Source organism: Pseudoalteromonas sp. J2K-J979 (genome assembly GCF_058169715.2).
Genome location: NZ_CM200282.1, coordinates 361102 through 381616, shown reverse-complemented (window position 1 = coordinate 381616; position 20515 = coordinate 361102). Strand labels below are relative to the sequence as shown.

20 protein-coding genes are annotated in these 20515 nt (G+C 40.8%); 14 read left to right on the top strand and 6 right to left on the bottom strand.

From position 1 onward, the window contains the following. Positions 1–163: 163 nt before the first annotated feature. Positions 164–643 carry a hypothetical protein gene (locus AC3KVK_RS18165; RefSeq protein WP_490310239.1) on the bottom strand — a complete coding sequence of 160 codons (480 nt, stop codon included), beginning with the start codon at positions 641–643 and terminating at the stop codon, positions 164–166. A gap of 451 nt (positions 644–1094) precedes the next feature. Between AC3KVK_RS18165 and AC3KVK_RS18160 the strand changes: the two genes are divergently transcribed. Next, positions 1095–2831 carry a hypothetical protein gene (locus AC3KVK_RS18160; RefSeq protein ID WP_490310240.1) on the top strand — a complete coding sequence of 579 codons (1737 nt, stop codon included), beginning with the start codon at positions 1095–1097 and terminating at the stop codon, positions 2829–2831. Between the two features lie 348 nt (positions 2832–3179). After that, positions 3180–6230, top strand: coding sequence for a TonB-dependent receptor (locus AC3KVK_RS18155; RefSeq protein WP_490310241.1), 3051 nt, complete (start codon positions 3180–3182; stop codon positions 6228–6230). Between the two features lie 46 nt (positions 6231–6276). Here AC3KVK_RS18155 and AC3KVK_RS18150 read toward each other — a convergent pair whose 3' ends face one another. Together AC3KVK_RS18150 and AC3KVK_RS18145 are read right to left on the bottom strand one after the other, a co-directional pair. Continuing rightward, the gene (locus AC3KVK_RS18150; RefSeq protein WP_490310242.1) at positions 6277–7263 is read right to left on the bottom strand and encodes a fatty acid desaturase; all 987 of its coding nucleotides are present in this window, start codon (positions 7261–7263) and stop codon (positions 6277–6279) included. Positions 7264–7351: 88 nt separating this feature from the next. Beyond that, entirely contained in the window at positions 7352–8116 is a 765-nt protein-coding gene (locus AC3KVK_RS18145; RefSeq protein ID WP_490310243.1) for a hypothetical protein, read from the bottom strand. Between the two features lie 605 nt (positions 8117–8721). Between AC3KVK_RS18145 and AC3KVK_RS18140 the strand changes: the two genes are divergently transcribed. Beyond that, a complete protein-coding gene (locus AC3KVK_RS18140; protein ID WP_490310244.1) occupies positions 8722–8889 on the top strand; it encodes a hypothetical protein in 168 nt (55 codons plus the stop codon). A gap of 18 nt (positions 8890–8907) precedes the next feature. After that, complete coding sequence (locus AC3KVK_RS18135; protein ID WP_490310245.1) at positions 8908–9114, top strand: hypothetical protein; 207 nt, start codon at positions 8908–8910, stop codon at positions 9112–9114. Between the two features lie 43 nt (positions 9115–9157). Here AC3KVK_RS18135 and AC3KVK_RS18130 read toward each other — a convergent pair whose 3' ends face one another. Both AC3KVK_RS18130 and AC3KVK_RS18125 read right to left on the bottom strand, forming a co-directional pair. Beyond that, positions 9158–9631: an FKBP-type peptidyl-prolyl cis-trans isomerase gene (locus tag AC3KVK_RS18130; RefSeq protein ID WP_490310246.1), complete on the bottom strand. Its 474-nt coding sequence runs from the start codon at positions 9629–9631 to the stop codon at positions 9158–9160. A gap of 195 nt (positions 9632–9826) precedes the next feature. Continuing rightward, the gene (locus tag AC3KVK_RS18125) at positions 9827–11008 is read right to left on the bottom strand and encodes a glycerol-3-phosphate dehydrogenase/oxidase (RefSeq protein ID WP_490310247.1); all 1182 of its coding nucleotides are present in this window, start codon (positions 11006–11008) and stop codon (positions 9827–9829) included. Between the two features lie 409 nt (positions 11009–11417). Between AC3KVK_RS18125 and AC3KVK_RS18120 the strand changes: the two genes are divergently transcribed. From AC3KVK_RS18120 to AC3KVK_RS18085, 8 genes are all read left to right on the top strand, one after another. Further along, positions 11418–12134: a metalloregulator ArsR/SmtB family transcription factor gene (locus AC3KVK_RS18120; protein ID WP_490310248.1), complete on the top strand. Its 717-nt coding sequence runs from the start codon at positions 11418–11420 to the stop codon at positions 12132–12134. Positions 12135–12144: 10 nt separating this feature from the next. Then, positions 12145–13167: an ACR3 family arsenite efflux transporter gene (gene arsB / locus AC3KVK_RS18115; protein ID WP_490310249.1), complete on the top strand. Its 1023-nt coding sequence runs from the start codon at positions 12145–12147 to the stop codon at positions 13165–13167. A 14-nt stretch (positions 13168–13181) separates the two neighbouring features. Beyond that, positions 13182–13685 carry a phosphatase domain-containing putative toxin gene (locus AC3KVK_RS18110; protein WP_490310250.1) on the top strand — a complete coding sequence of 168 codons (504 nt, stop codon included), beginning with the start codon at positions 13182–13184 and terminating at the stop codon, positions 13683–13685. A gap of 2 nt (positions 13686–13687) precedes the next feature. Beyond that, on the top strand, positions 13688–14698 hold the full coding sequence (locus tag AC3KVK_RS18105; protein WP_490310251.1) for an ArsJ-associated glyceraldehyde-3-phosphate dehydrogenase: 1011 nt from the start codon (positions 13688–13690) through the stop codon (positions 14696–14698). Positions 14699–14707: 9 nt separating this feature from the next. After that, complete coding sequence (gene arsJ, locus AC3KVK_RS18100) at positions 14708–15922, top strand: organoarsenical effux MFS transporter ArsJ (RefSeq protein WP_490310252.1); 1215 nt, start codon at positions 14708–14710, stop codon at positions 15920–15922. Between the two features lie 398 nt (positions 15923–16320). Further along, positions 16321–16734, top strand: coding sequence for a S24 family peptidase (locus AC3KVK_RS18095; RefSeq protein ID WP_490310253.1), 414 nt, complete (start codon positions 16321–16323; stop codon positions 16732–16734). Continuing rightward, positions 16722–17978 (top strand): Y-family DNA polymerase, encoded by a 1257-nt coding sequence (locus AC3KVK_RS18090; protein WP_490310254.1) that lies wholly within the window; start codon positions 16722–16724, stop codon positions 17976–17978. The genes AC3KVK_RS18095 and AC3KVK_RS18090 overlap by 13 nt, the downstream gene beginning before the upstream one ends. 59 nt (positions 17979–18037) lie before the next feature. Beyond that, complete coding sequence (locus tag AC3KVK_RS18085; RefSeq protein ID WP_490310255.1) at positions 18038–18769, top strand: substrate-binding periplasmic protein; 732 nt, start codon at positions 18038–18040, stop codon at positions 18767–18769. A 64-nt stretch (positions 18770–18833) separates the two neighbouring features. Here AC3KVK_RS18085 and AC3KVK_RS18080 read toward each other — a convergent pair whose 3' ends face one another. Further along, positions 18834–19280 carry a YaiI/YqxD family protein gene (locus tag AC3KVK_RS18080; protein WP_490310256.1) on the bottom strand — a complete coding sequence of 149 codons (447 nt, stop codon included), beginning with the start codon at positions 19278–19280 and terminating at the stop codon, positions 18834–18836. 419 nt (positions 19281–19699) lie between these two features. On the opposite strand from AC3KVK_RS18080, the gene AC3KVK_RS18075 reads away from it, so the two are divergent. Next, complete coding sequence (locus AC3KVK_RS18075; RefSeq protein WP_009836930.1) at positions 19700–19909, top strand: cold-shock protein; 210 nt, start codon at positions 19700–19702, stop codon at positions 19907–19909. Positions 19910–20025: 116 nt separating this feature from the next. Further along, the gene (gene arfB / locus AC3KVK_RS18070; protein WP_490310257.1) at positions 20026–20439 is read left to right on the top strand and encodes an alternative ribosome rescue aminoacyl-tRNA hydrolase ArfB; all 414 of its coding nucleotides are present in this window, start codon (positions 20026–20028) and stop codon (positions 20437–20439) included. Positions 20440–20515 lie beyond the last annotated feature (76 nt).

Genomic DNA, 20515 nt, shown 5'->3' with positions numbered 1-20515 from the left:
AGTTAGGTACTGTTATTACCCTGATCAGTTACCTGTCGATTGTTATGGATAAAGCTGATTGAGACAATGCTTTTGAGGTGAAACGCGACCAGAGTAGATAAAGTGAGAGTGGCTTATTGATATAGCTCACCCTTTTACCGCTTTTATTCTTTTTATTTATTCGTTATGAAAGCGAGCGGAAGATTTTGGCATAGGTTTGCTCTGCAATGACCATCGCGACTACCACGACCATGAAGGCGGCAAGTCCGTGCACTGGACCACTAAATAACACGTCATCGCCAAAGGCAATGCTAATGGCTTTCAAAATCACTAATTTAGAGACAAACAAAATGGCCCAAGCAGAAAGCCCGCGGCATAATTTGGCTTTAAAGCCGTTCATATTGACAAAAAGTTGCGACACTTTGTGCTCTAAAATCATGGTGAGCTGTAATAAAAACTGCAATAACGCAGCGGCCATCAAAGTGGTGCTAAACGTATCTATGGTGACCCAATCCCAATATTGATTAAATAAACCCAATACGACTAAATCAATTAACACCATCATGGTGTATTTCATGAAAAGCTTTTGTTTTTGGGAAATTACCGTTCCAAGCTCAGCATCTAATTCTGCATTAAAATCGTGCGCGAGTTTTTTATTCGTCATGACGTGTCCTTTACAAATGGCGTCTTTTGGGTCTGATTAGAAATGTGTGCAGCGCATTCTAACTGTTTCTGTTTTTTGTTCCTACTAAATCGGCAAGTATTGAATAATGTGTTTTTAAGTTCGCTTTTCTTGTGTATGCATTGATTGACAGCATTGTGAGACGTGTTTTTTCTGCGCTTTAATATTGTCGTATGATTTTTTGGCTCAACTTGATAGATAGGGCTTTTTTACTATGCTTCGTTTTGAATTACGTTCTAGCAAATGTGTCAGTTTGTTAGGGTATCTGTCACTAGAAAAAGTGCGACTGGTTCCAAGAATTAAACCAATTTAACTTCAAAATCCTACTTATTGTGTGGTTACTAGGGTAAGATTGACCTTTAAAAAGACAGCTGCATTCAGGCGAGCCTGACACAAATAGCGTGTAAATAATCGAGAGTTCGAGAGGGATGATATGAATATTGTTAAACTGAGCGCGGCTGCGCTTTTCGTTTTATCATTAGCGAGTTGTGGTGGGTCTAGCTCCAACGAAACTACGACACCACCGCCAGTTGTCACACCGCCTACCGCGACCGTGTTAACTGGTATTTTTGTTGATAGTGCTGTTTTTCGTATTGGGTATAAGACCGCATCTGGCGAGGGTTTTACCAATGAAAAAGGTGAGTTTAATTATCAAGAAGGTGAAACAGTCACGTTTTATATAGGCGAAACAACATTTGCTGAAACGACGGCGTCTTCAATTGTCACATTACTTGATATCGCTGGCACGGATGACGTTAATAATGCTCAAGTCGCGAATATGGCAAGGTTATTACAAACTTTGGACAAAGATGGGGATCCGAGTAACGGTATTGAAATTACTCAAGTAGCACAAGATATTGGCCCTGCTCTTGACTTTGATGTATCGATAGAGGAGTTTGCTGCGACGCAAGCTGTGCTCGATTTTATAGCCAATGCAGGACAAGATACTGTACTCACTTCTTTAATTCCTTTGTCTGAAGCCATCGCTCATCTTGCTGCGCAAATAGAAAAATACGGCAATATTGAAGTCGGCGCTCCTGAATCGTTAGTTGGGTCGTGGTTTCTTAGTGATAGTCCAGCGCTAGCTGAAGAACAAGCTGAGAATATATTGTTAATTTTCACTCCCCAAGGCCACTATTATTTTGTTGAACATAACAATCCTACGGATGGTAATGATTTTGAATTTGGTAGCTATGAATATAAAAAAGGTGTCCTTAAATTTTCTGCTGAGATCAATCAAAATACCGAAATTGGGCCAACCAATAGCACAGATACCGCTATATGGGAGCTAAAAGCTGCAAAAAATGAACAAGGTGAAGACACATTTGCGTTTCAAATGGCGGGTGAAACGGGCTTTTTTGAATTTACCAAAGATAGCTTTGGTAATAGTGGTGTCACGGGTATTTGGCAGCCAACCGATATGATAAATAACCCAACGACTGACTTAATTTTGTTTGGTGAAGATGACAATGCAAAGATCTATGTTGCAATGAGTACTCAAGATGTCGTAGGTCTGGAGATAGGTGAATATCTGTATGAAAGTGATGCGAACATATTGAAAGTGTTTCCTAGCACTTCAAGTCATGGCGGCAGTAATATATTAGCGTGGGATGTATTAAATGTATCTGCAGATCAGCAAAAGTTAGCGATGATTGATCCTGCAACGAATCAGTTGGTCATTGACTTACCAAAATATAATAGTTACTCAGCCAATTATCGATGGGAAGAAGTATCTTATCCTGAATGGCTAGCTGAAGGACAAGTTGCGTGTGACTCGCTATCAATGCCTGTTTATCGAGATGTTGTGATGACGGCTTCACAGCAGCACCACCCTTTAAATCATAACCAAGAGACACAAGCTAGACTGGAATTTATTGGTAACCCTATCCCTAATCAAGCTCAGAGTTATGTTTTTAATTTGTACACTTCTGCATCTGGGGAAGTAAACTCTGTAAATGGGGAGTGGACTATTAATCTCGATTTGTATGGCCACGCCGTTTTTGGATCATCAACGCAACCTGCAGTATTTAGCGCAACGACAATTTTGTCTAAACCTGATGAAACACATGTTGATGGCCGATGTCTTGATGTTAGGAAAGTAACAGCAACAGAGACATCAGCGCCGAGCGTTGTTTACAATGGGTTAGGGCGTGCAAACCGGATATTTTAATCGAAAATCTTTATATTCTAGGATGATTTTTTCATAAAGATCGACCTTTTCAAACATGTAATCGAAATGGCCAACTAGTTTGGCCTTTTGTTTGCCTGATTTCTCACCTTTATACACCTCAGCATACTTTTTAAACGATGGTTTTTAGTGCTGATTAAACTTTAGTCTATTTTTCACTGCCGTTAGTCCCTATTTTGTTTTGAAAGTATTTCTATTTTGTTTCCATTTTGTTACTTTTTGAATGTGGAGCACATGCACCTTCATTAGGTATGTTCGATTATTTTGTTCATTCTCATGTGGTTAGCATGCAGTTCTGCATCAATTTAATAACAATAATATGGGAACATTATGAAACAGAAATGGAGATTTAAACGTTCAATGACAGCGCTGGCAGTGGCTTCATGTATGTGCTCGTTACCACAAGCGTTTGCAAATAATGCGTTAGGCTCAGTGTATGGTAAAGCTGAATCAGGCGTTGTAATAACAATAAAAAATGATAACACTGGATTATCTAGGCAAGTTACAGTGGGGGAAGATGGACGGTTTAATATTAAAAATCTTCCGGTAGGGCGCTACTCAGTCGTTGATAGTGCAGGAAACTCAGCGCAAGTAGCAGTTAATGTTGGCACAGGTTCGAATATTTATTTGACTCAAGAAGGACCTGAAAGAATCACCGTTGTAGGGGCAAAAGTAGCTTCGATAGATACCACTTCTGTGGAGTCTACAAGTGTGTTTTCTGCTGATGATTTTGAATTATTGCCTGTTGGTCGAGATTTAACATCTGTGGCTTTACTTGCACCTGGCACAGTAAAAGGCGATTCGGGCTTTGGTAATCTGGCTTCGTTTGGTGGTTCTTCAGTGGCTGAAAATGGCTATTACCTTAATGGGTTTGATATTACTGATAACCGAAAATTATTGTCATTCGCAAATATTCCTTTTGATGCGATTGCATCCCAGCAAGTAAAAACGGGGGGGTATGGAGCTGAGTATGGTCGGTCCTTGGGAGGTGTGGTTAACCAAGTTACTAAATCTGGTACAAATGAATGGCAATTTTCTGCGTCCATTCATACTAACCTTGATGCACTTCGTGCAGAGCCTAAAGATGTTAAAACTCGTAACGAAGATACCTTAGCCGATCCGTATGGTGATCATTATCTAAAGTATCGAAAAGCCAATACCTATGATGCAACCAGTTATGTGCTGACTGCGGGTGGGCCGTTGATTGAAGATAAGTTATTTGTATTTGCCACATTTGAAGGCTTTCACAATGAAGATAATTATTATTACAACGATGAAAGTCTCAATGTAAAACGTAACTCTCCTCAAGGGTTGGTGAAGTTAGATTGGTATTTAACTGACGACCATATTTTTGAATTTACGGGTGTGTACAACAAGAAAATTGAAGACCGAATTATTTATGATAACCCTTACTCAACAGAAGATCCTGATTATCGTGTGACGTATACAGGTCAACATGGTGACGTGCGCCGTGAATTTGAGCGCGAAACTGGTGGGCATATTGCAATAGCTAAATATACAGGTGCCATTACCGATGATTTTTCGTTATCTGTGATGCTCGGGGATTTAAAGTCAGTAAATGATAAAGACTCACCAGAAGTACCCGATGGCATTGATACAAGTTGCAACCGTATATGGGATTCGCGTGACAATGCTCGTGGTCTAGTACAGCGCGGGTGTTGGACGCAAGGGACAGTGTCGATTTTAGATCCCGATACACCAGAAGAATACTCAACCCGAACGGCAATTCGAATTGATGGTGAATATCAATTGGGCGATCACTCAATTCGATTTGGTTTTGATGAAGAACGTCTTTCAAGTGTCGACCGGGGTTGGGTTTATGTCGGGGATGATCGTAAATATTATCGTTATTTTAAAGTTGGAGCGCCTAATCATAGCTTTACTAAAGTTAATGGGGTGGAGCTAGAGCCAGGCCAAGAATATGTGCGAATTTGGGATGGTGCAAAATTTTCAGCCGAATACAAATCGACTAACTCCGCAGTCTATATTGAAGATAGCTGGCAATTTAATGATAATTTAATGTTATATGCGGGCTTACGTTGGGAAAGTTTTAAAAACGAAAACGCTGATGGAGCGGCTTTTGTTGATGCTAAAAACGAACTTGCACCAAGACTCGGTTTCTCATGGGATGTAGATGGCAACTCAGAGAAAAAACTTTTTGCTAGCTTAGGTCGTTATTTTATTCCTGTACCGGGTAATACCAATGAGCGTTTATCAGGCGTGTCTTATCGCGATGTGTCTTACCATTATTTTGATGGGCATGATCCGCGCACTTGGGTACCAAATATTACCGGTGATATTGGTCAAGCGAATGTCGAAAATAAACAATCACCTAATCCTGGTTCGATTGTAGCGCAAGACTTGCGCCCGATGTTCCAAGATGAGTTCATTTTAGGTTATCAGCAACAGATTCTCGATGACTGGACTGTCGGTATCAAAGGGATTTATCGTAAAATTCAAAATGGTATGGATGATTTTTGTAGCCCAGGCGATATCTATCAGTGGGCATTAGATCAAGGTTATACAGATATGGATTGGCACGATATTCCGACATGTATTGTTTTAAACCCAGGCAATGATCTCGATTTTCAAGTTGATACTAATAATGATGATAGCCTTGAGAATGTCGTAGTACCCAATTCATACTTAGGGTTGCCTGAGTATGATCGTGATTATCGGGCCCTCGAATTTTCATTTAACCGAGGGTTTATTGATGGTTGGAACCTTGGCGGCTCGTATGTGTGGTCCAAATCACAAGGCAATGTCGAGGGGTATGTGAACTCTGGTTTAGGTCAAGATGATCCGGGTATTACCCAAGATTTTGATCACCGTTTGTTCCAAGAAAATACGTATGGCTATACCCCGAACGATCGCCGCCATGCGTTTAAGGTCTATGGTTCGTATGAAGTCACTCAAGAAGTGATTTTGTCTGTGAGCTTTAATGCGACATCAGGTCAAGCTAAAAACTGTTTAGGTTATGTCCCTTACGAACAGTTTGAGGGGTACCCGTCAAATACACCCGAAGATATTACCTACGATCGTTTAGCGCGTTATTCTGCGTCATCTTTTTATTGTCGTAATGAAAATGGTGAACGAGAATTAACAACGAAGGGGCAATATGGCCGTACTCCATGGACGTTTAATACTGATTTATCAGTGCGTTATACGCCAGCTTGGGCTGATGATAAATTAGCACTACGTGCGCGCTTGCTCAATGTGTTTAATTCACAGCAAACGGTTGGGTTGGAGTCACAAGGAGATTTTGCGCGAGATTCGACGAAAATAAATCCAGATTTCCATGTGCCACTTGATTTCCAAACACCAAGAAGACTTTATTTATCATTAACCTATAACTTCTAATTGGCCGTAGTGGACAAGCCCAATCGTGAAAATGGTTGGGCTTTTTTTATTGATAAAAATTGGCTTGTTTTAAACTCGCTAAGTCATTAAAGCGTACCCCATGTACTCTCATGATCGGCAGGATTTTTTTACTGATCCACTGACGAATATAAAACGGCTGATTGGGAATAAAGTGATGGATAGTATGCGTCGCACCGAAATTGAAGCAAAACAGCTGAAATGGGGCAAAAAGCCAATGAGTTAAAACATGGGTTTGCTGCAGTAAGTTATTCACACCACCGTAATAGTGCATAGAAGAGGTGATCAAATTTAAACTGGCTGAGCGCAATACATTCGGAAAAATTAAGGTGACCATAACGAGGTTAATCCATGTCATGTTGTCGAGCAACCACTGTGGGTAATTAATTGGAATGGCTAAATAATTGAGTATGTGAAATGCAAGAAACCCATACAAGGTAGCAAAATAGGCGGTAGCAAGCGGAAAACCAGCATTAAAAATAGTCAAAAATTGGAAGCCTTTGATTTCTCTTTGCATTCGCAAGCCAGATATCAACAAGCTAAGCAAGCCATCAGAGACAATAATCAATCGTAAAAATGGGTTTTGGGTACCATTGCCGACTAACCGTTCTTCAATATCTTGATTGGTGCCAGAGACTTTGTGGTGGTGTAAATGGATTTTGCGGCGATACCACGGGTTGATGGTATTAGGGCGCATGCACCACACGATAAGCATAAGTAAATTATGCATAATTGGTTGTTTGCTAAAATATTGCTTATGAATGAGATCGTGTTCCATTTCATGTGAAATTGAGGTCACGATGGCTGCGGCAATAATACATAACCAGGCGGGGATTAGAGCGAAATAATACAGAGTGCCGAGGCCAATTAGTGCAACGAGTGAAACACAAACAATAATGAAACCAAGAGTATTTTGATGCGCTAAAAAAGAATGGCGTGCTCTGAGTGTTTTTTCTTCAAGCTTAATGGCTTTAGCTATGGCTTGAATTTGTTGATTGGTCGATAAAGTGTGCATCAAATAAATGGCCCCCAGTGAAATTTGGCGTGATGATACGGGATCTTGATGTTGAATCAAATGATACGAGATAAAATTCGTTAACTAATTAAATGGGTGGCATCACCAAGTCTATACTTCTTCGTTGCTGTAAATTTAAGAGCTGTTCTAAGTTCTCCCAATGTTTGATCATGAGTGATTCCATCAAGCCTGAAGTGTTCGCTTGGGTCAGAGCCGATTCTAAAAGGGCGTGTAAATTTGGGTTATTCTTTTTGACGTAAATATAAAAATCATTGTGATATTCAAACAGTAAATGCTGTTCGATAGCGAGTTCTGGGTAGAGCCTGTGCTCTTGGAGGATTTCGTTGATTCCCCTTGAGAAATATTCAAAGTGGCGACGGCCGCTGGCCAGCATAGTGAATATTTTACTTTTGTCGCCGCCAAATTCAACGTAGGGTAACTGGTTAAATTGCCACACTGTGGTATCAAACCAGCCTTGACCAAATCCGCCAGTTAAGCCCGATTTAATTAAATCTTCTTTTGTGTAGATATTATCAAACACGCTCTGATGAGTGGGCGAAATCAACAAAACTCGTTTTCCGATTAGCCCCCGTGTTAAGCCCACATTGACACGTAAGTAGTGCTCATCTAACTCGCTCGATTGTAATCGGATGATTAAAGAAAGCTTATCTTCGGTGAGGTATTTATCTTGTCGCTGTTGGTTGAGTTTACCTTGATAATTAATTTTGAGCGGCGTGCCGGCTTCTATGAGCGATTGTTGAATGAGTTCAAAGTAATAACCAAAACTCGCTGGGGTGGTGCTAGCCATTTTTATTTCTGTGATAGGTTGCTGCTTTTGTATTGTTTGGCTCACTGCAAGGGCACAATACAATATTGAAAGCGCCCCAAAAAAAACAGCAAGACTTCGCCTGAGGCATTGTCGTTGCTTGGGTCGTAAAGAAGGAAGGTTATATGGCATACAAAATCATTATCGCTATATTTAAGCTGTCATTATAGCAAAATCTGGCATGACTGCTATGCGCTAAGTCGAGTTATACGCTGTGCTTGATTAGTGAATCGCGGACAATTACTTTTTAGTGCGGCGCTTATTTTAAAGTGCCGTTGTCGTTTCTTGACTGAACACAAAATGGTAATCAGCAATGAATAAAGGTGATGGGCAAGTACTCTTATTGCCGCTTGGATTTGGTTTACGTTAGGGTGCTAGCCTTGGCGCTGAGAATGCGTTGGGAATATTCTTGTGCTGTGACAGTTAATATTACTGATGTGTTGAATCAGCATGTTGGTAAAGGCTGGGAGGTCATCAGTGTTGATTTCATCTCAGCCGTCTAGTTAAACACTACGGATACAGATTAAATAATCAGAGGTTGATATCTTTAGATTTATTAATCGGTACATTAATTGTTTATAGAGGCTGTTCTTGTTGGCATGATGACAACTAAACTATTATAGGTTGTTGTTATGAATAAATTTATTTTATTTCTGTTTTTATTGGTATTATTTTTTGCGGGGAGTGCATTACACCTCAGATCACAGGCGGTTAAAATGAGTCGGTATATTGAGTACGCACACCCACAGGATTGGCTGCGATTTTTATCGACTCGCCATTACAGAGCATCACAGCATTAATGGGCAAGTCTTGCAGCGATGGAAGCGGTGCGTGATGGCCAGTTTGAACAAGGTCAGGATGAGGTGTTTAATGCCTTTAAAATGCAGCTAAAACGTGCGCGGTTTGGACTGTTTCTATCACCATTTTTGGCTTTTTCGCTCAGCGTATTAGTTACTTTTTCTTTGGTTAAACGGTTGTTGTGCTGTCATGCAGGTGTCAACGAAGCAGTCTTGGGGAAGCGATAACGTATTGAACGGAACCTCCCCCTAGTTATAAGAGTTGTTTTAATTATTGAATGGCCAGTAATTCAACATCAAAAATAAGCAAAGAAGCCGCAGGTATTTTACCGACACTGCGCGTTCCATAGGCGAGTTTATGTGGAATAAACAAGCGCATTTTGTCTCCTTCATTCATCAATTGTAGCCCTTCGGTCCAACCTGGAATAACTTGGTTGAGGCCAAAACTAATCGGTTCACCACGCTCAACTGAGCTGTCAAATACAGTGCCATCTATCAAGGTGCCATGATAATGCACTTTGACTTTATTGGTCGCACTGGGTTTGTGTGTACCGTTGCCAGCCGTTAGCAGTTTATATTGTAAACCGGATGGTGTTTCCATGACGCCTTCTTGCTCACGGTTCTCGGCTAAAAAGCGTTGTTCTTTTACAATATTCTCAGCGGCTTGTTCTTTATTTTTTTGAGAGTTTTTAAAAAATAATACGCACATTACAATAATAATGGCGATCAAGATGTAGTTAACCATAAATACTCTTTATTTAGATGTAGAGAATTCTATTTTAAGTGATCTTATCTACAACGTCATGATTTTACGACCAGTGACAGCGCAGAAATCTATGAGTGTGAATAGCAAGAGCTATTTTTAAACAATGTGATGCAAGATCAACCCTATAGTTAGTCGCCAACTTGCACATCTTGCTAAATAGTGTGCAACAGTGAATTACTGTAGCGGTAATTTATCAATATCAGCGATGGCTTGGCGTGGACCTAAATGCCGTGTGAGCCATTCTAAAGTTTGCGATGCGGTGGTGCGAAAAGTAGTGAGTTTTCCGCCGTAAATATTCATTAATTTCGGATGGTTTCTCGGGCTGTGCATTAACGTATCTCGGGCACGTGAAAATGCATGTCCTTGTTGTTTTGGTAAGACACGTACACCACAGAAGGTTTCTACAATGTGTGTAGCGAGTTGCTCGGTAGACCCGATATGTGGAAAATAATGCTGATAAATGGCTAATAAGTACGTTTGTTCTTCCTCGCTGATTTTGGGTTGGTCAGCTAAAGCGGGTAAGCTGGTTTCGGTTGTGCCCACCAGTGTTTTTCCATACCAGGGCATCACAAAAATAACGCGCTCATCTAGGTGAGACTCTAAATATAAAATACCGTTTGGCTGTGGAATATCAAGCAAGAGGTGGGCACCTTGTACCCAATCTATATCTTCACTCAATGCCGATGGGATAACATTGCCTAATACCTGATTCACCCAAGGTCCGGCGGCGTTAATAACCACTTTAGCTTGTGTTTGATAAGTGACGCCGTGTTGTTGATAGGTGACTTGATAGCCATGAAAGTTTTGCGTAATGGTTTGACACTGAGCATGATGTTGAATATCAGCGCCCAACGAAGACGCGCTTCGGGCAACCGCTTGGGTGAGTAATGTGTCATCGGTTTGTGCATCCCAATATTGAAACACAGTGAGTAAATCTGTGGTGTTAAGTCCGGCAAACTGTGACCACTGCGTGCGAGGAATTGTCCGAAAACGCCCTAATTGACTAAATAAACTCAGCATTGAATATAAGCTTAAACCTAGCCTCACCAGCCAAGCGGGTCGGTGACTTGTTTTATAAATTGGGATGTAGAAAGCGACAGGTTTCACCAAATCAGGAGCCAGCCTAAGTAAGGCTGCGCGTTCTTTTAACGCTTTATAAACCAAATGAAATTGGCCTGTTTCGAGATAGCGCAAACCACCGTGGATCAATTTGCTTGAATTAGCTGAGGTCTGCTTTCCGATATCTCCTTGTTCGAGTAGTTGTACATTATATCCTTGTGCCCGAGCCATTTGTGCAATGCCAACACCAGTGATCCCACCTCCAATAATTACAATCTCTACATGTTTAGTTGTCATTTGGCACCTTTTTATTCTTAACATAGCATAAATAATCAGCAATCACCTTGTGTTAATTGTCTCATTTACAATGAGGCGCTAGTCAATTGACTGATGCCGATAGGTTAACTCAATTGAATGAGTAATGTGATTTTTACGGTTTTAAAATACAGCCTTCTTATCGTGACTCATAGATTGTTGTTCGAGTTGAACCTGTTCATCAAGAAGAGGTGTAGTCTGAGTAAAGGGCTCATTATGGCTGATCGTTAAAATCACAAAGTGTGAAAATCTCTCTAGCTAAAAGTGACAAAAAGCTTGAATAACTCATATAATCGCCCCACTATATAATTAATTTGTTATATAACTATTTTGTTATGGGTTTATTGTGAAAGTTCTCTTCTTATGCACCGAAAATTCTGCTAGATCTATTATGGCAGAAGCATTGTTAAAGCATCATGGTAAAGGCGAATACGAGGTCTACAGTGCGGGTACTGAGCCACACTGTGTTGATCGTCGAGCTTTGTCTGCAATTGAACACTTTGGCTTACGTACAGAGGGGTTACGCTCAAAGCACCTTGATGAAGTTAGCCGTATCTACTTCGATTTTGTTATCACGCTTTGTGATAAAGCCGCAAAAGAGTGCGATAGTCGAGTCAATGGTGCGCATTGCCTTGCTTGGGATTTCCCTGAGCCTCGCTCCCGCAAAGAGGGCAATCCGTTTGAAAAAACGCTGCAAGAGTTAAATGAGCGGATCAAAATGTTTTTACTCATTCAGCAAAAGCAAAAACCAGCTCCAATAACACCCACTACTTTTTACAAAGCGCTTGCCGATGACATTCGTTTAAAAACGCTTTTAATCATAGCGGTCGAAGGAGAAGCATGCGTCTGTGAGCTCATGACTGCGTTAGATGAAGAAAGTCAGCCAAAAGTATCTCGTCATCTCGCGCAGCTTCGAAAAACAGGCATTTTATCCGACAGAAAACATCAACAATGGGTGTTTTACTCTATTAACCCAACACTTCCTAAGTGGATGAAACAAACGATTACTTCAACAGTAGTAAACGAACCTATTTTTATTGAACAAGAGTTAGCTAGATTAAACGCGATGGGTGATCGTCCAACCCGTGTAGCAAACTGTTGTAATTAGGAATTTCATTATGGGATTGTTTGAACGCTATTTATCTGTTTGGGTCACAATATCGATTGCCGCAGGCGTGGCACTGGGCATGGTGTATCCGCCTCTTTTTGAAGCAATTGCAAAGCTTGAAGTGGCCCATGTTAATGGTGTTGTTGCTGTTTTTATTTGGGTAATGATCTACCCAATGATGGTGCAAGTGGACTTTTCAACCATCAAGGAAGTTGGCAAGAATCCACACGGCTTAGTATTAACTTTGGTGATCAACTGGCTTATTAAACCGTTTTCAATGGCAGCTTTAGGTTGGTTCTTCTTTGAAGGATTATTTGCCGATTTTGTTTCGCCAGAGACGGCACAAGAGTACATTGCCGGTATGATTTTATTGGGGGTTGCTCCTTGTACAGCAATGGTGTTTGTCTGGTCGCAATTAACAAAAGGTGATGCAAACTACACCTTGGTTCAAGTGTCAATTAACGACATCATTATGATTTTTGCATTTGCCCCAATTACGGGGTTATTGCTTGGGGTATCTGATATTCATGTGCCTTGGGGAACGCTGTTTATATCTGTGGTGTTGTATGTATTACTGCCCTTAATGGCAGGAATACTGACGAGAAAACGTTTAAATAGTTCAGGTCGTGATGAAGCGGCTATCAGTGCCTTGTTAGATAAGTTGAAGCCTTTTTCTGTCATGGGTTTATTAGCGACAGTGGTGCTTTTATTCGGCTTTCAGGCCAATACCATTATTGAACAACCATTGAATATTGTGTTAATCGCGATCCCGCTCATTCTTCAAACCTATGGCATTTTCATTATTGCTTATTTTCTGGCTGTTAAGTTCAAACTTAAACATAACATCGCGGCTCCGGCCTGTTTAATTGGTACATCCAATTTCTTTGAACTAGCGGTAGCCGTCGCAATATCTCTTTTTGGTTTACATTCAGGCGCCGCATTAGCAACGGTAGTGGGGGTGCTGGTTGAAGTTCCCGTTATGCTGTCCCTGGTGGCGATTTTGAACAAAACAAAACATTGGTTTAACGAATAATTAAGAGGGTTTTTATGCCAAATCATCCATATGACACACTCACACTTGATAATGGCGCAAGCTTTATCTTTACGCCTTGTCCCGGAACGAAGGATGTTGATTTAACAACATCAGTCAAGCAATTGAAAAATGCTGGTTCAGAAGCGATTGTCACACTGATGTACGATGCAGAAATGCAGAAAAACGATGCCGAAACACTTCCTGATGTATGTAACGACCAAGGCATCAAATGGTTTCAATTACCTATTTCAGATGACGATGCACCGAATGAGGACTTTGCAGCTGCGTTCAAATCTCACCTTGACGAGATGCTATCTATCTTACGCAATCAAGGCTCTATTGCTGTGCACTGCAAGGGGGGCTCGGGTCGCACGGGCTTAGTGATTGGCATACTGATGTTTGAGTTAGGGTACAACAAGGCAGAGATTATTAACCAAGTACAAAAAGTTCGCCCTAAGGCGCTTACTCATCCTGTACAACTTTCTTTTTTCAATGAGTTTCAAAAAGTAGGAGCTTAACAATGGCAATTAAAATTGGTATTAACGGTTTTGGCCGTATGGGGCGTTTAACACTTAGAGCAGCCTTTGGCTGGCAAGATATTGAGTTTGTACAAATTAACGATCCGGCGGGCAACGCTGAAACGCTGGCTCATTTATTAAAGTACGATTCAGTGCATGGCGTTTGGGCCCATGATGTATCTCATGATGACAACAATGTGATTGTTGATGGACAGATCATTCGTGTGACTCAGAATAAAGCGATTGATGACACCGATTGGTCTGAATGTGATTTGGTCATTGAAGCATCTGGTAAAATGAAGACAACCGAATTACTGCAAGCTTACTTAAACCAAGGTGTTAAAAAAGTCGTGGTCACTGCGCCAGTGAAAGAAGAAGGAGTGCTCAATGTGGTGATGGGAGTGAACGACCACCTTTATGATGCTAATCAACATACCATAGTCACAGCCGCTTCTTGTACGACAAACTGCTTAGCACCGGTAGTGAAGGTGTTACAGGATAAAATCGGCATCAAACATGGTTCAATGACAACCATTCACGATATTACTAATACTCAAACTATTTTAGATGCACCACATAAAGACTTACGTAGAGCGCGTGCATGTGGCATGAGCCTAATCCCAACCACTACAGGTTCGGCAACAGCAATTACTCATATTTTCCCCGAGCTAAAAGGCAAGTTAAATGGTCATGCGGTACGTGTACCCCTTGCTAATGCGTCAATTACTGATTGTGTGTTTGAAGTTGAACGCCCGACTACCGCGGATGAAATCAACACTTGGATGAAAGAAGCGGCTGAGGGCGAATTAAAAGGTATTCTTGGCTATGAAGAAAAGCCACTTGTGTCTATCGACTACAAAACAGACCCTCGCTCTAGCATTGTTGATGCGCTTTCAACCATGGTGGTCAACAACACGCAATTAAAAATGTATTTATGGTATGACAATGAGTGGGGATACGCCAATAGAACGGCTGAGCTTGCTCGCAAAGTCGGTCTATCAATTAAAGGATAATCTAATACTATGAAACGCTTGGCATCATTATCAGACGATATTAAGCAGTATCTTGTTGTAACAGGTAATTATTGGGCATTTACCTTAACCGATGGTGCACTACGCATGTTAGTGGTGCTTCATTTTCATGCGTTAGGGTATAGCCCGCTTAGCATAGCGATGTTGTTCTTGTTTTATGAAATCTTTGGCGTTGTGACTAATTTAGTTGGCGGCTTCTTAGGTGCGCGTTTAGGGCTAAATAAAACCATGAACATCGGCTTAGCTATTCAAATTATCGCTTTGCTGATGTTAGCTGTTCCCGCTGAATGGTTAACTGTTGTGTATGTAATGATCGCCCAAGCGCTGTCAGGTATTGCTAAAGATTTAAATAAAATGAGCGCTAAAAGCTCGATTAAAATGTTGGTAACTGCTGGGCAAGAAGGTACCTTGTTTAAATGGGTAGCAGTATTAACAGGCTCTAAAAATGCTCTCAAAGGCGTTGGCTTTTTTTTAGGTGGCCTACTGCTAACTTGGATATCGTTTAAAGGTGCCATGTTGCTGATGGCTAGCGTATTGGCACTTGTGTGGTGTTACAGCCTTTACGCTTTAAAAAGTGATTTAGGAAAAGCTAAAAACAAACCTAAGTTTACCGACATTTTTTCAAAGAGTCGGGCAATTAATATTCTGTCGGCTGCACGGCTATTCTTATTTGGCGCTCGCGATGTCTGGTTTGTTGTTGCTTTACCTGTCTTTTTATCGCAAACCTTTGGTTGGGATCATTGGACGGTCGGTGGGTTCTTGGCACTTTGGGTGATTGGTTACGGTATTGTGCAATCTATCGCACCTAAACTTATTAAATTCAATGATAACGTTTCTCCTGCAACAGAAACCGTAAAATGGGCAAGTTTATTGGCACTGATCACATTCGGTATTACCTTATCTTTATTATTTAATTGGCAAGTGCAAACTCTCCTCATTGCTGGCCTGATGGCATTTGGCATACTGTTCGCAATTAACTCGTCATTGCACAGTTATTTGATTGTTAGCATGGCTGATGCCGATGGTGTGTCTCTTGATGTAGGCTTTTACTACATGGCAAATGCGATGGGGCGTTTGATTGGGACTGTTTTATCGGGCTGGGTTTTTCAGCTATACGGGTTAGCGGCTTGTTTGGCAATCTCGTTTATATTTATTGCATTTGCGGGGTTAATTTCAACAAAATTAGATAAAGAAGGTCGCGTGTAGAAAAATGGCTAACAGACAACTCAGATCTTGAGCGTAATTTTCATTGAATACGCTGCACTAGACAACCCAGAGAGGGCAGATCTTTGTAAATAAGGTTTTTGAACCGACGAAGGTTGGTTATTTTATTCGGGTGCTTGCACGCTTAGCCCTTTGTATGTCGGCTATGTGTGCAATGCCAACACCGATGAGCTCACTCCAATAATGACAAGTTATACAGTGTTAGTCGTCAGCGACCCTTTTTAATTGTTAACATCATATCAATTCTTACAGTTTAACTTGTGCCTATTGCGCCATAAATAATGGGGTAGCTGTTAATTGCGTGATTCTGATATTTAAACTCGACCGAATGAGTAATGCGATTTATACTGTGTAAATATACAGTGTTTGAGTGTGGTGTTATGCGTGTTATTCCTATTTATATTGAAGCGGGGATCACTGGTTTTGAATCGCCTGCGGCAGAATATAAAGAGCTTGGGTTATCATTAGATCAGTTGTTGATCTCTCATCCAAATGCAACATTTATAGGGTTGGCTTCGGGTCATTCAATGCAAGATATCGGCATTTTTGACCGTGATTTACTGATTGTTGATCGGGCTGAACCCGTTCAGCAAGGTGATATTATTGTGGCAAACTTTAATGGCTGCTTTGTGTGTAAAATTCTCGATAAAGCGAACCGACAGTTATTATCTGCGTCGAGCGTATTTCCTCCTGTGATGCTGACTAGCCATGATGAATTTCAAATAGAAGGTGTGGTGACTCGTTCGATTCGTATTCATAAATCAACCCGAGAGTTGTTAGATTGTTTGCGTTAGTGGATGCCGTGGCTTTTTATGCCAGTGCTGAAAAAGTATTTGATCCCAGTATTCGAAAAAAGCCTGTGGTGGTGTTAACTAATAACGATGGTTGCATTTGCGCGGTGTGTCCCATTGCTCGTCAATTAAATGTGCCAAAATTTTTGCCTTACTTTCAGGTTAAGGATTACTTGGCGCAGCATCAAGTTATTGTGCGTTCATCCAATTATGAGCTTTATGCCGATTTAAGTGAGCGGATGATGAATGTGATTGCTGAATTTGGTGATAATCAGCATGTGTATTCGATTGATGAAGCTTTCTTAGAGTTTAAAGGGTATCAGCATTGTATTTCGGATTGGATGGAATATGGGCAACGTATTCGTAGACGTGTTTGGCGCGAAACAAAGCTGCCTGTTGGTGTGGGGTTTGGCCCAACAGCCACATTAGCCAAAGCGGCAAATCATGCCGCAAAAAAGTTGGAGGGCTTTGCTGGTGTGGCCATCATTAATAATGAAGCCACTCGTAAAACAATTTTGACTCGTATGGCGGTGACCGATGTTTGGGGAGTAGGGCGTCGATTAGGTAAGCGGCTGAACTTAATGAGAGTCGATAATGCATGGCAATTAGCACAGCAGCCACCGAAGCGGATTAGACAACAATTTGGTGTGGTGATGGAGCGAGTGGTCGCAGAGTTAAATGGTGAAACTTGTTTAGGCTGGGATGAAGTCCCACAACTCAAAAAAGAGGTATTTTCGACTCGCAGTTTTGGAGAACGAATAAACGATTATCAAGCTTTACGAACGGCATTGATGAATCATAGTGCAACGGTGGCAAGAAAGTTGCGAAAACAACACTCATTAGCGAAACAATTGTTGATATTTGCGAGTAGCTCTGCGCATCAGGAGCCGTATTATAAAAAAAGCCTCGTCCACCAATTTGAGGTTGCAACAGCGAATACGCACACATTCGCAGAAGCCGTAGATCGTGCGCTTACGGTGATATACCAGCCAAATATTCAGTTTTATAAATGTGGCATTGGGGCGATAGAATTAATTAGCGAGCATTGTTACCAAGATGATTTATTTACGCAACATGATGAAAATGAGCCTTTAATGCGCTGTATCGATGGGATTAACCAACGTTTTGGCCAAGATACGTTAGTTAGTGCATCACAGCAGATGCGGACAAATTGGCATATGAAACGCGACTTTTTGTCACCTCACTACACGACCCGCTGGCAAGACTTACCGAAAATTCAATGTTAACAGCGTGTGTGCTACCAGCTGACTATACTTAAATATTATTCGTGGTTGGAAAACAGAATATGCGCCCATTTATTGTATGTGTGCTACTTGTGTGCAGTACAGCACTGAATGCGTCACCTACATCACTCGCTCAGCAAGTTCATGAAATTACATGGATGACCGAAGACTACCCGCCTTATAATTATATTGAAAATGGACGCATAACGGGGATCACCATAGAGAGATTATTGGCCATGTTTGACCACATGAAGATTAATTTTTCACGTGATGATATTGATATTTACCCATGGCCCCGTGCTTATCGATATTTAGAAAACAAACCAAAGCGATGTTTGTTTTCGATGACTTACACAGCAGAAAGAGCAAAAAAATTTTATTTTGTTGGGCCTATTGTGACTAACCGAATTTCACTCATTGCCCTCGATGATGGTCGGTATGAACAGTTGCCTACTGAACAATTAAAAATAGGGGTAGTAAAAAATGATATTGGTCATATTTTACTGCGAGAACAGGGAATGAGTGATGAACATTTTGTGTTTTTAAATACTGGATTTGAGATGGTGAAAATGCTGTCGCTCGAACGGGTTGATGCAATTGCTTACGGAGAAAGCATTGCTCACTTTCAGTTTAAACGTGCTGGTATCACCACATCGAAATATCATGTGGTCAATGTGTTAAAAGAGTCTTATCTGGGTTTTGCATGCAATAAAGCCGTGGATAAAAGCCTGATAGAAGCGATGCAGCAGGCATTAGATCACATCAATCAAGCCCCTGTACAAACTGTATTCTAAATAAGGCGCACTGGTACTTACGTTCGTGGGACTTGGGATAAGAACACTGGACAGCATTATTACTTTATTTTGCTTGTTGGAGTAAACGGTCTAAATGATTGGCAAAATTTTGTCTGTCCGTTTGGCTTAATGGAGCGGGGCCACCGGTTTGAATGCCACTTGACCGCAAAGTATCCATAAAGTCACGGACATTTAAACGAGACTTTATGTTTTCAGTGGTGAATAATTCACCCCGATGACTCAGTGCTGCAGCTCCTTTTGTAATCACTTCGTCAGCTAATGGGATATCACTGGTGATAACTAAATCTCCGGGCTGGCAGCGCTTCACAATTTCATTGTCTGCTACATCGAACCCTGCACCGACCTGTAATGTTTTGATATATAAAGAAGGGGGAATGTTTAGTGCTTGGTTAGCGACTAAGGTTGTTTCACGTTTTGTACGAACAGCGGCGCGGTAAAGAATATCTTTGATTACTGTTGGACAGGCATCAGCATCGACCCAAATTTTCATAACTTTTTAATGGTTGTGCAGAGAATTCATACAGAAGATCATGCGCTTTGTAAGAGAAATTGTAAAGAAATAACGCGAAACGGGTGGGACAACAAACCAGTCGATTAATAAAACTACTGGTACAATGAGCAGAAATGAAATTTCATATTTTTGTAATATTATCAACAAACAAGCATTAATATAGAGTGTAGCTAATTTAGGTAAGAAACAAGGGGATTTAATTTGGGATACCCTTTGACTGTTCGGCAAAGTTATATATAATGTGTCTTGTCTGAAAGTAAGTCTAGTATTTATGCACACCATTTTGATGTTTTATTTACAGTACCGATGTCCTGTTTTTAAAAAAGTAATGGCAGCACTTCCAGCCGAATTGTCTCAATAATGAGACTTTATTATTTTTGATTTAATAGGATAAGATTATGTCTACAACTACTACTGGTACAGTTAAATGGTTCAACGAGTCTAAAGGTTTTGGTTTCATCGAGCAAGAAAATGGTCCTGACGTTTTCGCTCACTTCCGTGCTATCACTGGTACTGGTTTCAAAACACTTGTTGAAGGCCAAAAAGTTCAGTTCAAAGTAACTCAAGGTCAAAAAGGTCCTCAAGCTGAGGAAATCGTAGTACTTTAATTAGTACTCGACTAAACCAATTGGGTTTAGACCTTCAGGCTTAAATGCTTGAACTAAAAAGGCGATACTGAAAAGTATGGCCTTTTTTGTATTTTAGCTACCATAAAAGAGACGTTATGTTACACATTACCGCGAACATTGTAATTGCCGAGTGGGAATTGGAGTTTTCCGCTATTCGTGCACAAGGCGCGGGCGGTCAAAATGTCAACAAAGTATCCAGTGCCATCCACCTTCGTTTTGATATACAGCGCTCATCACTTCCTGCTTTTTATAAAGAACGGTTACTTGCTTATTCAGATAGCCGGATCAGTAAAGAAGGGGTAATAATTATTAAGGCGCAACAATATCGTGATCAAGCTAAAAATAAGCAAGATTCACTTGAACGATTAAGACAATTGATTAGCGAAGCAACCAAAGTTGAAAAAGTGCGTCGTAACACTAAACCAACACGTAACTCACAAAAAAGACGCATGGATAAAAAAACACAAAAGAGTCAAACCAAAGCCTTGCGCGGTGCAATTCGTTTTTAAAACAAAGGAATAAAGCAGGAAAAAAAGCATAAGTCTGTTAATCTTACACATAGTATAGATTTTTTCATCGAGCCCC